We start from the raw sequence: 13,273 nt of genomic DNA, 5'->3' as shown, positions 1-13,273 counted from the left end.
TATGTTTATATTTCAACACAAACACCAAAGTGGTCAGATACAACCTCTTTATTTATACCGTTGAATATAACAGATGAAGACTTAACAGGTATTTTCCTATTTACTAAAATTAAATCAAGTCTTAAATCATTTCTGTTTTCATCCCAACCTGCTATTTTCCCCTTTACTGTAACGCCATCATCCTTTACTTCTGCAAGGCTGTAGGTGTCGTAAAGTCCCCTTTGTATGATGTAGTCATAGCCTTGATTTCTTATAAAGGCGTTGTTGTTAAAGTCTCCCATAAGGAATGTTAGCTTATTTTGGTCAATAGTTTCATATAACCTGTCAAACTGCTCCTTAAAGGGTTCCTTCTCATCATCCCACCAACCAAGGTGGCAGGAGTAGAAGTCTATCACTTCTCCTTCTATTAAAATACTTGCCTTTAAAACTCTTCTTGTTTTCCAAAAGCTAAAGTCATCTGCCCTTGAAATGAGGTATGACTTTACATCTTTTACCTTATGCTTTGTTAAAAGAGCAACTCCTTCTTCGTATTTATCATATCCTATATGGCTCTTTTCGTAGTACATACTGTACTTTTCCTTTGAAGTTTGGTTTATTTTATTCATAAGTAGGAGGGCAAAGTTGTCCTCCTTAACAATGTCCATAGCTACTTTACTTTCAATTAGCTGATTTACCTCCTGAAGAGAAACCACATCATATCCCTTTTCAATGATATCCTTTGCAATAATATCAAGCTTTTCAAGCTGATTCTCCTCAATCCAGGAATGGCAGTTTAGTGTTAATAGCTTCATTATTATGCCCCCAATATATCATTTATATCCGATTTTAATATATCTGCCTTAGGACCGTAAATTGCTTGTATTCCCTTATCCTTTATAATTAGTCCAACAGCTCCATTTTCCTTCCATTTGCTTTGTTCTGCAACCTTTGCTGTATCAACAACTGTAACTCTAAGTCTTGTCATACAAGCATCAACTTCAACAATGTTTTCACGTCCTCCTAAAAGTTCAATTATTTTAAATGCTAATTCTCTATTGCCTGTATTAGTAGTTGTTGCAGCAGCCTCTTCCTCTGCATCAAGTTGATTTTCTCCACGTCCTGGAGTTAGTATATTAAACTTCTTTATTGCGAACCTAAACCCAAAGAAGTTTACAGCAAAGAATAGAAGGCAAGTAAATACAAAGTTTAGTAGGTCCTTTGCAAGTCCAGCATTTATTATCATTGGTGTACGTGTTAAAAGTTCTATAAAACCAAAGGCGTGTATTCTTAAGTTTATAAGGTCTGCCATTGCAAAGGCAAGTCCTGTGAACACTGCATATCCAAAGAATAGTATTGGTGATGTAAACATAAACATAAATTCAATTGGTTCTGTAACTCCTGTTAAAAATACTGCAAGTGCAGCAGATAAAAACATTGATTTGTATTGAGGTCTTTTTTCCTTCTCAACGCTCATATACATCGCAAGTGCAGCACCTATTAATGATGCAGTTGAAGTTACTACTTGTCCAACCTTAAATCTTGCTGGATGCACTGTAGCAAGAAGTTTATTATATGTAGCCATATCTCCAGCAGCCTTTAGGTTGTTAAGGTCTGTAATCCAAGCAAGCCATAGAGGGTCTTGCCCATAAACAACTTGTCCAACTTTATCTCCAGTCAGTATGTTGTAAACTCCACCAAGTTCTGTGTAGTTCATAGGTATAGTAATCATATGGTGAAGACCAAATGGAAGTAGTATTCTTTCAAGGGCTCCATATATAAATGTTGAGATAAATGGAGCATTTTCCCTTGATGTTGCAATCCATTTACCAAATGTGTTTATACCAGTTTGTACAATTGGCCAAAAGATTGAAAGTATAGTTGCTGTTACAACTGAACCTAATATAACCACAAAAGGAACAAACCTTTTTCCATTAAAGAAGGAAAGTGCGTTTGGAAGTTTGTTGTAGTTGTAGTATTTGTTATAAAGTGCGGCACCTAAGAAACCTGCTATTATACCAACAAATACACCCATATTAAGTGCTGGAGCACCAAGTACAGATGTAAAGTAGTCCTTAACAACTAAATTTGAGCCAAATATTGTTTTAACAGTTGCATTTGCATCCTGAAGCATTGCACCATTTACGCCAAATATTGCACCTGTTACACGGTTTATTAGTATGAAGGCTATAAGTGCAGCAAAGGCACCACCAGCTCTCTCCTTTGCCCAAGAACCACCTATTGCAACTGCAAATAGTATGTGAAGATTTACAATTATTCCCCAACCTAAATCTTCAATTATTCTTGCAATCGTCTGTGCAAGTGTAATGTCCCCAAATAGAATTCCAATAAGTTTTCCAATTGAAATCATAAGTCCTGCTGCAGGCATTACTGCGACTACAACCATAAGTGCTTTTCCGAATTTTTGCCAGAAATCAAAGGTGAATATTTTTTTAGACATTTTAAAACCTCCTTTAAATGTGAGCAAACGATTGCATAGGGCGTAAAAAAATATTTGATGGATTATGCCATCAAATATTTCAGACAATTAACAATTGTAGTATATAGTAAAAAAAGTCTGATGTCAAGAAACCTAAGATTAATAAAAATATTAAAAATATAAAGAATTGAATAAGTAACCTCATAGGAAGGTGAACTCCCCCCCCTACTTATATAAGGGGGAGATGAATGTTATTGATTAAGTTAAAATGAGTTTTAAGGGGAGAAATTTTAGATGATTTATATTTCATTTATATTGGTAACATCGTATTTTTTAACAAGAGTAATCTTTTTATCTGAACTTTCGTAAATATTACAGTCAAATCTATATCCTCTAATACCCTTTAGCTGAAGCTCTCTTAATATGTTAAATATAGGGTTTGAATCAAAACATTCAAATACTAAGTCCCTATCACAGCTGCTACATATTCCGTATATTTCAATAACATCAAAGTTGTTGTTTATTATATCCTCTGCTATCTCATCTATTTTGTTTTCATAAGTTAGGTTGATATGGTATAAATTCATCATAAGTCGCCTCCAAAAACAATAATATTCAGATTATTTTCAATATTAGTATAAATCAATAGATATAGCTTGTCAATAAATTAACCAAGTTTTAACCTGTTCTATTTAATCCCTTTGAAAAATATAATTTTATAAGACATAGGGGAGTGGTTGTTATTAGAAGGTATATTTTATTGGTTTTAGTTCTCATATTTCTTGTAATGTGGGAGGGGAATATGAATAGTAAAAGGTTAAGTTTCGAATATGATTATCCTTGTGAGACACTTGATGAAAAGTTAGTTAGGGAATTTGTAGAGAAAAAACTAACAAGTGAGTATGGAGGTATATTTACCAACTATAAAATGGAGTTTGGTTCAAGGGATGTTTTGTCAGAATCTGAGGGACTCTCTATGCTCTATTATCTATACATAAAGGATGAGGCAGGATACAGGAGGCATTATGAGTTTGTAATGGATAAAATGATGCTAAAAAATAATTTGGTCTCTTGGCGAGTTGGTGAGGATTATAAATATACATCATCTGCTTCGATAGATGATTTGAGAATTATAAGAGCACTTTTAATAGGGTATAGTGTTTTTGGGGACAAGGAGTACTTCAATCTTGCTAAAAGGATTATAGCCTCTGTTAAAAAATATGAATGTAGGAATGGCTTTTTAGTAGACTATTATGATGGATATACAAAGTCAGGTACTATTACTTTATCCTATATAGATTTGTATACAATGAATCTTATTAGCAATTACGAACTAAGTTTTAAAAGCATATACGAAAACTCAAGATGGGTTTTAGAAAATGGAAAGATAGAGGGTACCCCCTTTTTTAGAAATAGATATAATTTAAGAACAAAACAATATTCAAGTGAGTATAAGGTTGATATGCTTCAAAATGCAATAGTAGTTGAACACTTGGCAGAGGACAACATTTTTTATATGGATTTTATTAAGTTTATTAAAAGTGAAATAGAAAAAAAGGGTGCAGTCTATTCAGAGTATTACATAAGAGATTTAAAGCCAGCCTCAAGGATAGAATCCACAGCAATTTATGCGACTTTAGCAAGGGTTGCTTTATACTATAGGGATGTTGATTTATATAATATGCTAATAAACAGGATGTTAAAACTTCAATGTAAAAATAGACTATCTCCCATATACGGTGCATTTGGTAATGAAGCAAATCTATATGCCCACTCCTTTGATAATTTAAATGCACTTTTAGCCTTAAGGATGGGGGGATGCTATATTGTTAAAGAAGATAATAATTAGTTTATTAGCAATAATATGCTTTATGATTGGAAGAGCCTGTGCAGAGGATAAAAGGGATAGGGTGCTTATAATATACGATACAAGATATAAATTTGGTTATGACAATGATGAGGTTTTAGCCTTTAAACTTGCATTAGGTCATTTTGATGTTGATGTTTATGAGGTTTCAGAGAAGTGCTATCAAGAGGGATATTTGGAGCATTTTGATTGTGTTTTTGTTTTGGGGTTAGATGAAGAGGAACTTTCAAGTAGGGTTTTAGAGGACTTGATGAGGTATAAGGGAACTACAGTTTTAATTGGGACAGGCTTTAAGGAGGTTCTTCTAAGGGAGCAGTTTGGTAAAAATATATTTTTAGGAAAAAACTATAATGCAGTCGATGTATATTATAGGGATTTGGGGTTTTCGTTTAATAGAAAATTTGGTGTTTCGGATAACAATTTTGTTGATTTCTATGACGTAAAAAATGGACAAGTGATTAGCTATTTTACAGATGGTAAAAAACAAATACCATATATATTTAAATACAACAACAGGTGGATTGTTACAAGATATGATTCAGAGGGAACAACCTTTTATATACTTTGTGACGTTCTTCACGATGTTTTAAAAAAAGAACATAGGCAGGAAAAAAGGGTTTTTGTAAGGATAGAGGATGTGCACGCTAAAGTTGATGTTAAAAAATTGAGGAGTATAGGAGACTATCTAAAGGCTGAAGGAATACCCTATATGATAGCCCTAATTCCTGCTTATAAGGAAAATGGAAGGATATATAGGATATCCGATAATAGGGAGCTTGTAGAGACACTAAGATATATGCAACAAAATGGAGCTAGTATAGTTCTTCACGGATATACTCATCAAATAAGGGATGAAAAAACTGGGGAAGGTTATGAGTTTTGGGATATTAAAAATAATAGGGCACCATCGGATGATATGGATAAGTATATGGAGGATAGGGTATATAAGGCACTTTTAGAATGTTTAAAATGTGGACTTTATCCTCTTGCCTTTGAGGCACCCCACTATGCAATAAATAGAGATGGATATGAGTTCTTAAAGAGGCACTTTTCAACTTATGTAGGTCATATACAAACATCAGAACATTCCTTTTGTACAACATCCTACCCTTTTAGAATAAATGATATTGAGTTTATAAATAGGCTTATACCTGAAAACTTAGGCTATGTCTATTCAGACAACATAAATGAAATATTAAAAAATATAGATAGAACTTCCGTAGTTAGAGACTATTTTGGAGGCCTTTATTTTCATACGTTTGTGAATATTGACTATCTAAAGAAAATAATAGGAGAGTTAAGGAATAGGGGTTATTCTTTCTATGACCTAAAACAAGAGGAAAACTATATAAAATTAAAGGACGTTTGTATAAAAAGTAGAGATGGGAAAATAGATTGGGACTATCACAAGAGGATAGATATAAAATTAAGTTTTTATGATATACAAAGGTCTGCTCTTTTTATATTTATCCTATTATTAACAGGAATGGTAGTAATATTAATTCATTCCATTTATCTAAGGAGGGAGAGGGGATGGTGATTTATGATAATTTGTTCCTGTTCTCCCTTTATTCTATATGGCTAATGCTCATCATAGGAGGAATACTGACTTATTTTGGCTATCTATATTATATTGAATCAAGTAAGACAACTTTTTTATTAGAGGAGTTGCCTTTTGTATCTATTTTAGTCCCAGCCCATAATGAGGAGAAGGTAATTGAAGAGACTGTAAGGAGTATAATGGATTTTAACTATCCTATAGATAGGTTTGAACTTATAGTAGTTGACGATTTATCAACAGATAATACAGGGTATATTTTAGAAGGATTAAAGGAGGAGTATAAAGGGAGGCTTAGGATTGTAAAAACAGATTTTAAGACAGGGGGAAAGGGTAAGGCAAATGCCCTAAACATTGGGCTTAAATATGCAAAGGGTGAGTTTATTGCAGTATATGATGCGGATAATAGACCAGATAGACAAGCACTATACAATCTTGTTTGTGAACTTAAAAAGGACAGAAACTTAGGTGCTGTTATAGGTAAGTTTAGGACAATAAATAAAAACAAAAACCTATTAACAAGGTTTATAAATATAGAGGGGCTTAGTTTTCAATGGATGGCACAGGGAGGAAGATGGAGACTTTTTAACTTATGTACCATACCAGGAACCAATTTTTTAGTAAGGAAGGATATACTTGATAAAGTTGATGGATGGGATGATAGGGCAATTGCAGAGGATACAGAGGTTAGCATAAGAATATACAGTATGGGATATAGAATTAAATTTGTTCCACAGGCAGTAACCTTTGAACAGGAACCAGAAAACTTAAGAGTTTGGTTTAAGCAGAGGAAAAGGTGGGTTAAGGGAAATGTATATGTTGTATTTAAATATTTATTTGATAGAAGTTTGATAAAAAGTAGTGCCTTTATAGATGTTATTTACTTTACATTAGTTTATTTTGTTTTTCTACTATCAACATTAATCTCTGACTGTGTTTTTATTCTTGGTTGTTTAACTAACTTAAGTGTGGGTGTTTATGGAAATTTGGTTTTGATTTGGTTTTTATCATATATTATGTTCATACTTGAAGTTGCTATTTCTCTATCCCTCGAGAAGGAGGAATTTACTATTAAAAATATTGCATTGATATTTTTAATGTATTTTACCTATTGCAAGCTTTGGGGTATTGTTTCTACAATGGGTGTTTATTCCTACTTAAAGGATAGGGTTTTAAAAAGGGAACACAGGTGGTATAAGACAGAAAGATTTTAGGGGGGATAAGATGAAGAGGATACTTAAGATTTTTATTATACTTTTTTTAGTTTTTTCTCAAACTATATATGCTGAGAATATAGGAATAAAAAACTATAAATTAAACAACAATGTAGAACTTAGAGGTATTAGAAGTTATTATGATTTTAATTTTTATGTTGATGAAAATTGGTTTTTAAAGGATGAAAGCTATGTATATTTAAATATAAATATAAGTGAAGCAATAAAATATAAAAATTCTATGCTAACTGTATATTTAAATGGTTCTTCTGTTGGAAGTGTTGAGATTTATGGTAAAAAAAATATACAAACAGCCTTCTTCTTAAAAAGGGAAAAAATGAAGGTAGGTTTTAATTCTTTAAGGATATGTGCCTTTAAAATGATAGATGGAGAAGACTCCTATGAAGATACAAACATAGGAAATTGGATTGAGATTCAGGATGACAGCTATGTTCACATAGAATACGAAGAGAATATGGAAAATATAAGGCTAAGTAATTTCCCTTATCCCTTTTTAAAAAGGGGAAATGATGATGGTTTTAACACAGTTATTTTAACAGGGGAAGACTTAGATTCATATCTTGCACTTTTTTATCTATCAGCAGTATTTGGAAGATATGATGCATACTCTAATTTAAGTTTAAGGGTAGAGCATATTAAGGATTTTAGTGTGGATGATGTGGATAAAAATATAATCGTTATATCTCCCTACTTTGAATTAGACGAAAATTTTAAGAAGTACATAGACAGTGAAGATAGAAGCAAAATATCAAATAATGCTTTAGTCAAGCTTATAAAATCTCCCTATAATGTGGATAGGTATGTTTTAATAATAACTTCCTTCGACAGTAAAAAACTTATATTTGCAGCTAAGGCGTTAGGCGATATAGATTTTTTAAAGGGAGTATATGATGATACATTTTATGTAGGTGAATATAAACAAAAAAATAGAGAAATATATCAGGATAGAGTGACTTTAAAGGATTTAGGTTATAAAGATATAGTTTTAAACGGCATAGATAATGAGGTTGATTTTTTTATAGAAATACCAAAGGATAGGAGTTTGAAGGAGGAGGCTTTTGCCCAATTTAATTTAAGGTATTCGAACTTAATAGATTTTGAAAAATCGTCCCTTTGTATTTATGTAAATGATATTCCATATTTAGATAAGGCTTTATCTTTAGAAAAAAGTAGAGGGGATAGTATAAGACTGAGTTTAAAGGATGTAGTACAAAGTGGAAGCGTCAAACTCAAGCTGAAGTTTAATCTTGTTCCTAAAGATAAAAGGAATACAGCATACCTTGCCAACAATTTATTTGCTGTTATTTTGAAGGATTCTATCATATACAAACCAACAAAGATAGAAAAAAGAAGAGACCTCTTGTTTTATCCTGCCCCCCTTATTGAGGATGGAGAGTTTAATGACTTAAATGTTGTTATTCCAAGCAGTTTAGACGGTGAAGACTTAAGTAACTTGTCAAATATATTTGCATTTTTAGGACACAGCATTAAAGGATTAGAGGGATTAAGTGTTAGCTTGTTTGTTGATAAATCAAAAAACAATTTAATTTATGGATTGAACTTAAAGGAACTACAGGATAATTTGTATGTTGCAAAAAAGGATAGAAGGTATAAGGCAAAAGAGAATATTGTACTAAATGAAGGGGATGGAGTAATTGAGCTTATATATGGAGTTTATGCTAAAGATAAATTTATTTTAACCCTAAATGCTGTTAAGAGAGAAGGAATTAAGAATATATCAAAGTATCTCAGCGATTTTGATTTGGTTGAAAGATTAAGGGGAAATGTCTGTGTAATAAATTCTATGGGAACAGTAAAAACTTACTATATCGAAAATGAAAAAAGTATTTATAAAAATATATTTTCTGCCTATGTATGCCTTGGTATGGCTATTATTGTATTTATTGTTTTAATTTATACAAATAAATGTAAAGAATAAATATAATTTTTTAAATGTTTATTGTATTTTAAATAGGTTAATGATACAATAAACATATGATTATAAATTAAGCAAAAGTTTAGGTGATTATATGACAAATAGAGAAAGAGAAATACTTGAACTTATTAAGAAGAACCCCTTTATAACCCAAGAGGAGATAGCTTCAAAGCTTAAAATAGCAAGGGCATCGGTTGCTGTTCATATAACAAACCTGATGAAAAAGGGATATATTTTAGGAAAAGGTTATATTATAAACATTGATGAGTATGTTTTGGTTATTGGAGGGGCAAATGTAGATATACAAGGCTTTCCAAAGGAAAAACTAAGGTATAAAGACTCAAATGTAGGTATTTTAAATATGTCCTTAGGTGGTGTTGGAAGAAACATAGCAGAAAACCTTGCAAGGCTTAATGTAAATGTAAAGCTTATAACTGCTATTGGCGATGATATGTATGGCAGAAAAATACTTGAGCATTCTAAAAATATAGGTATAGATATGAGCCACAGCCTAATTGTCTCTGATGAGAATACTTCAACATATCTTTCTATATTAGATGAAGATGGAGATATGGCAGTTGCACTTTCTTGTATGGATATATGCGACAGGATAGGTGTAGATTTTATAAAATCAAAGAAGAAGATAATAGAGGGTTCAAGAGTATGTATTGTGGATACAAACATACCTAAAGAAACACTTGAAGTTATAGCAGAACTTGAGGATGTTGTTTTGTTTTTAGATACAGTATCTACAAAAAAGGCACAGAAGGTAAAGGATTTCATAGGAAAGTTTCATACAATAAAACCAAACAGATACGAGGCTGAAATTTTAACAGGAATTTATGTTGATAATGTGGATAAAGCAAAAAAGGCCTGTGAGGTTCTTTTGAATAAGGGAGTAGAGAGGGTATTTTTAAGTCTTGGTGAGGATGGAGTAGTATGCGGAGATAGTCAAGGAATATTTAAAATAGATATGCCAAAGGTTTGTGTTGTAAATGCAACAGGTGCTGGAGATGCCTTCTTGGCAGGACTTGTTTTCAGCTATATAAACGATTATTCAATGGAGGCTTCAGCAAAATTTGCAATGGCAGCAGCAGCAATTGCTCTATCCTCAAAGGATACTATTTCAAACAAAATGACTATACAAAATGTAAATACAAAGGCAAAGGAGATGGGATTATGTTAAAGGATTATTTAGTAATTTCACAGGAGGTTAAAGAGGCGCTTGAAAATGGGAAGCCTGTTGTGGCACTTGAATCTACAATAATATCACACGGTATGCCATATCCACAAAATGTTGAAACTGCACTTAAGGTTGAAGAGATAGTTAGACAAAATGGGGCAGTTCCTGCGACTATTGCAATAATAGGTGGAAAGCTAAAGGCGGGTTTAACTCGTGATGAAATAGAATACCTTGGTAAAAAGGGAAGAGAGATAGTAAAGGTAAGTAGACGCGATATTCCATATATAGTTGCAAAGGGAATTGATGGTGCAACAACTGTTGCATCAACAATGATTATAGCATCCCTTGCAGGAATTCGTGTTTTTGCAACAGGAGGAATAGGTGGAGTACACAGAGGAGCACAGGAGACCTTTGATATTTCAGCAGACCTTCAAGAGCTTGCAAATACAAATGTTGCAGTTGTTTGTGCAGGTGCAAAATCAATACTTGATTTAGGATTAACTTTAGAATATCTTGAAACCTTTGGTGTTCCAGTTGTAGGATATAAGACAGAGGAGCTTCCAGCCTTCTATACAAGAAAGAGTGGATTTAAGGTTGATTATAGATTAGATACTCCAGAGGAAATTGCAAAGATGTTAAAGGTAAAATGGGAACTTAACCTTAAAGGTGGTGCAGTTATTGCAAATCCAATACCAGAGGAATATGAAATGGATTATGATACAATAAATAGAGCAATAGAGGATGCACTAAAGGAAGCAGAGGAGAAGGGAATAAAGGGAAAGGAATCAACTCCATTTTTACTTGCAAAGGTTAAGGATATCACAGGTGGAAAGAGCCTTGAGTCTAATATTCAACTGGTATTTAACAACGCAAAGCTTGCGGCACAGATTGCAAAAAATTTATAAAAAAGGCTTGACAAACAATTAACTTTATAGCAAAATATAACTTAAATAAAAATTGAATATGCGTTGACCATGATAGAGGCGCGGTGTCTAAGAGTACTATATCTGAGGCAAGCACGATGATGGTATAGGAAAGGAGCCACCGCCGAAGCGTAGGGCTGATGCTTTAAGGCTCTATGGCTGGGGCTGCATAGAATATATGCAGAACTGTCACAAACGCATAGTTTGTGGAGAGCTATCATGCAAGGGCAGGGTACGTATTTTTGTACCTTTGGTGTCTTTTGCTTTGATGGACTCTCCTCCGAAAAATTATTAAATTAAAGGAGGAGTTTTTTTATGCCAGGATTTTTAACACTTTTACCACCACTTGTCGCTATTTTATTAGCATTCAGAACCAAAAATGTTCTTTTATCCCTGTTTGTAGGGGTACTTACAGGTACATTTCTTTTAAGTTTAACTTCCCACGGTTTTATTTTAAGTTTCTTCTATGCGTTTTTAGGATTAGTAGATAAGATACTTGCATCCCTATCAGATACTTGGAATGCAGGAGTAATACTTCAATGCCTTGCGATAGGAGGCCTTATTGCAGTTGTATCTAAAATGGGTGGTGCAAAGGCAATAGCAGAATCACTATCAAAGAGAGCAAAGTCTGCAAAGAGTGCACAGCTTATAACTTGGATTCTTGGAATACTTGTTTTCTTTGATGACTATGCAAATTCACTAATTGTAGGTCCAATAATGAGACCAGTTACTGACAAGATGAAAATATCAAGGGAAAAATTATCCTTTATAATAGACGCTACAGCAGCACCTATTGCAGGAATTGCACTTATATCCACTTGGATTGGATATGAGATAAGCTTAATAAAGGATGGATATGCTCAAATTGGACAAGATGTAAATGCCTATGGAATGTTTGTTTCAACAATACCATATAGATTCTACAATATATTTATACTTATATTCATAGTTCTAACAGCAGTTTTAGCACGTGAATTTGGTCCAATGCTTGAGGCAGAAAGAAGAGCAAGGATACTTGGAAAGGTGATTGCAGATGATGCAAAGCCAATGGTATCAAATGAGGCTTCAAACATTGAACCAAAGGAAGGAATTAAATTAAGTATATGGAACGCAATAGTTCCAATAGGTGCATTAATTGTGTTTGCATTTTTAGGATTTTACTACAGTGGATATACAAGCATAATGGCGGGAGAAGATAAGGAGTTAATTGAGGCTATAAAAAATGCACCACTATCCTTTAACTCAATAAGAGAAATATTTGGTGCATCAGATGCCAGCGTTGTACTTTTCCAATCAGCCCTTTTAGCAAGTATAATAGCAATTATAATGGCAGTAGCACAAAAGATAATGACAGTAGGAGAGGCAATTGATACTTGGCTTGAGGGAGTAAAGTCACTTGTAATTACTGGTGCAATACTACTTCTTGCTTGGTCACTATCTGGAACAATTAAGGAGCTTGGTACTGCAAAATATTTAGCAGGGGTTCTATCAGGAACGCTACCAAAGTTTTTACTTCCAAGTTTAATATTTGTTTTAGGTTCAGTTATATCCTTTGCAACAGGTACATCCTATGGAACAATGGGAATACTAATGCCTCTTGTTATTCCACTTGCACACTCAATGTCACCTGATGCAAACTTTATGACAATGAGCATAGGTGCTGTTTTAACAGGTGCAATCTTTGGTGACCACTGTTCACCTATATCAGATACAACAATTTTATCCTCAATGGGTTCAATGTGTGATCACTTACACCACGTTAAGACACAGCTATACTATTCTATTGTAGTAGGTGTTGTAACAGTTGTATGCGGTTACTTACCCGTTGCAATAGGTATACCAGTTGTAGTTTCACTTCTACTTGGGGTATTTGCTTGCTTTATGCTGGTAAGATTTGTTGGAAAACCTGTTGAAGAGATAGAAATAGAGGCTGAAGTTGGTTTAGAAGAATAGGTTTAAAAGTAAACATAAGGTAATGGATATCTTATCAGGCTGTTGAAAAAGTTATATATTGATTAGCCCCATGAAGGATTTCTTAGGCATCCGTTCATTTCGCTAATCAATTCTAAGCTTTTCTTTGTTTGAAAAAGTCCTACCCTCGCGATGCCATCGTCCTGATGGCCGCTCGGCTCGGCACGTCCTGTGCCGAATTACG

The 13,273-nt window shown here is 33.4% G+C and carries 10 protein-coding genes and 1 riboswitch; of the genes, 7 read left to right on the top strand and 3 right to left on the bottom strand.

All coding sequences use genetic code 11. From position 1 onward, the window contains the following. Positions 1 to 5: 5 nt before the first annotated feature. The 3 genes from A3M9_RS0109515 to A3M9_RS0109505 form a co-directional block, all read right to left on the bottom strand. A complete protein-coding gene (locus tag A3M9_RS0109515) occupies positions 6 to 791 on the bottom strand; it encodes an endonuclease/exonuclease/phosphatase family protein (RefSeq protein ID WP_027309024.1) in 786 nt (261 codons plus the stop codon). Positions 792 to 793: 2 nt separating this feature from the next. After that, the gene (locus A3M9_RS0109510) at positions 794 to 2,437 is read right to left on the bottom strand and encodes a PTS transporter subunit IIBC (RefSeq protein WP_027309023.1); all 1,644 of its coding nucleotides are present in this window, start codon (positions 2,435 to 2,437) and stop codon (positions 794 to 796) included. 278 nt (positions 2,438 to 2,715) lie between these two features. Then, positions 2,716 to 3,006, bottom strand: coding sequence for a hypothetical protein (locus tag A3M9_RS0109505; protein WP_027309022.1), 291 nt, complete (start codon positions 3,004 to 3,006; stop codon positions 2,716 to 2,718). A gap of 212 nt (positions 3,007 to 3,218) precedes the next feature. On the opposite strand from A3M9_RS0109505, the gene A3M9_RS0109500 reads away from it, so the two are divergent. The 7 genes from A3M9_RS0109500 (at position 3,219) to A3M9_RS13640 (ending at position 13,071) form a co-directional block, all read left to right on the top strand. Further along, complete coding sequence (locus A3M9_RS0109500) at positions 3,219 to 4,265, top strand: hypothetical protein (protein ID WP_027309021.1); 1,047 nt, start codon at positions 3,219 to 3,221, stop codon at positions 4,263 to 4,265. Next, positions 4,243 to 5,823 carry a polysaccharide deacetylase family protein gene (locus A3M9_RS13645; protein WP_051350686.1) on the top strand — a complete coding sequence of 527 codons (1,581 nt, stop codon included), beginning with the start codon at positions 4,243 to 4,245 and terminating at the stop codon, positions 5,821 to 5,823. The genes A3M9_RS0109500 and A3M9_RS13645 overlap by 23 nt, the downstream gene beginning before the upstream one ends. After that, positions 5,817 to 7,055 (top strand): glycosyltransferase, encoded by a 1,239-nt coding sequence (locus A3M9_RS0109490; RefSeq protein ID WP_027309020.1) that lies wholly within the window; start codon positions 5,817 to 5,819, stop codon positions 7,053 to 7,055. The genes A3M9_RS13645 and A3M9_RS0109490 overlap by 7 nt, the downstream gene beginning before the upstream one ends. 10 nt (positions 7,056 to 7,065) lie before the next feature. Further along, positions 7,066 to 9,015, top strand: a complete 1,950-nt coding sequence (locus tag A3M9_RS0109485; RefSeq protein ID WP_027309019.1) for a cellulose biosynthesis cyclic di-GMP-binding regulatory protein BcsB — start codon at positions 7,066 to 7,068, stop codon at positions 9,013 to 9,015. 91 nt (positions 9,016 to 9,106) lie between these two features. Then, positions 9,107 to 10,198 carry a PfkB family carbohydrate kinase gene (locus A3M9_RS0109480; protein WP_027309018.1) on the top strand — a complete coding sequence of 364 codons (1,092 nt, stop codon included), beginning with the start codon at positions 9,107 to 9,109 and terminating at the stop codon, positions 10,196 to 10,198. Further along, a complete protein-coding gene (locus tag A3M9_RS0109475) occupies positions 10,192 to 11,100 on the top strand; it encodes a pseudouridine-5'-phosphate glycosidase (protein WP_027309017.1) in 909 nt (302 codons plus the stop codon). Before A3M9_RS0109480 ends, A3M9_RS0109475 begins: the two co-directional genes overlap by 7 nt. Before the next feature lie 65 nt (positions 11,101 to 11,165). After that, a riboswitch (Lysine riboswitch) is annotated at positions 11,166 to 11,343 on the top strand. Positions 11,344 to 11,433: 90 nt separating this feature from the next. Beyond that, entirely contained in the window at positions 11,434 to 13,071 is a 1,638-nt protein-coding gene (locus A3M9_RS13640) for a Na+/H+ antiporter NhaC family protein (RefSeq protein WP_051350685.1), read from the top strand. The last annotated feature ends 202 nt before the right edge of the window (positions 13,072 to 13,273 follow it).

It is taken from the genome of Caloramator sp. ALD01 (assembly GCF_000472625.1).
In the GTDB taxonomy this organism is placed as follows: Bacteria; Bacillota; Clostridia; order Clostridiales; family Caloramatoraceae; genus Thermobrachium; species Thermobrachium proteoclasticum.
Note: the sequence above shows the minus strand (reverse complement) of the source record. Positions and strands in the feature narration are given on the sequence as shown.

Excerpts from the sequence above, each read along its gene's own strand:
- A3M9_RS0109515 (WP_027309024.1), bottom strand. The coding sequence starts at position 791 with ATGAAGCTATTAACACTAAACTGCCATTCCTGGATTGAGGAGAATCAG.
- A3M9_RS0109510 (WP_027309023.1), bottom strand. The coding sequence starts at position 2,437 with ATGTCTAAAAAAATATTCACCTTTGATTTCTGGCAAAAATTCGGAAAA.
- A3M9_RS0109505 (WP_027309022.1), bottom strand. The coding sequence starts at position 3,006 with ATGATGAATTTATACCATATCAACCTAACTTATGAAAACAAAATAGAT.
- A3M9_RS0109500 (WP_027309021.1), top strand. The coding sequence starts at position 3,219 with ATGAATAGTAAAAGGTTAAGTTTCGAATATGATTATCCTTGTGAGACA.
- A3M9_RS0109490 (WP_027309020.1), top strand. The coding sequence starts at position 5,817 with ATGGTGATTTATGATAATTTGTTCCTGTTCTCCCTTTATTCTATATGG.
- A3M9_RS0109485 (WP_027309019.1), top strand. The coding sequence starts at position 7,066 with ATGAAGAGGATACTTAAGATTTTTATTATACTTTTTTTAGTTTTTTCT.
- A3M9_RS0109480 (WP_027309018.1), top strand. The coding sequence starts at position 9,107 with ATGACAAATAGAGAAAGAGAAATACTTGAACTTATTAAGAAGAACCCC.
- A3M9_RS0109475 (WP_027309017.1), top strand. The coding sequence starts at position 10,192 with ATGTTAAAGGATTATTTAGTAATTTCACAGGAGGTTAAAGAGGCGCTT.
- A3M9_RS13640 (WP_051350685.1), top strand. The coding sequence starts at position 11,434 with ATGCCAGGATTTTTAACACTTTTACCACCACTTGTCGCTATTTTATTA.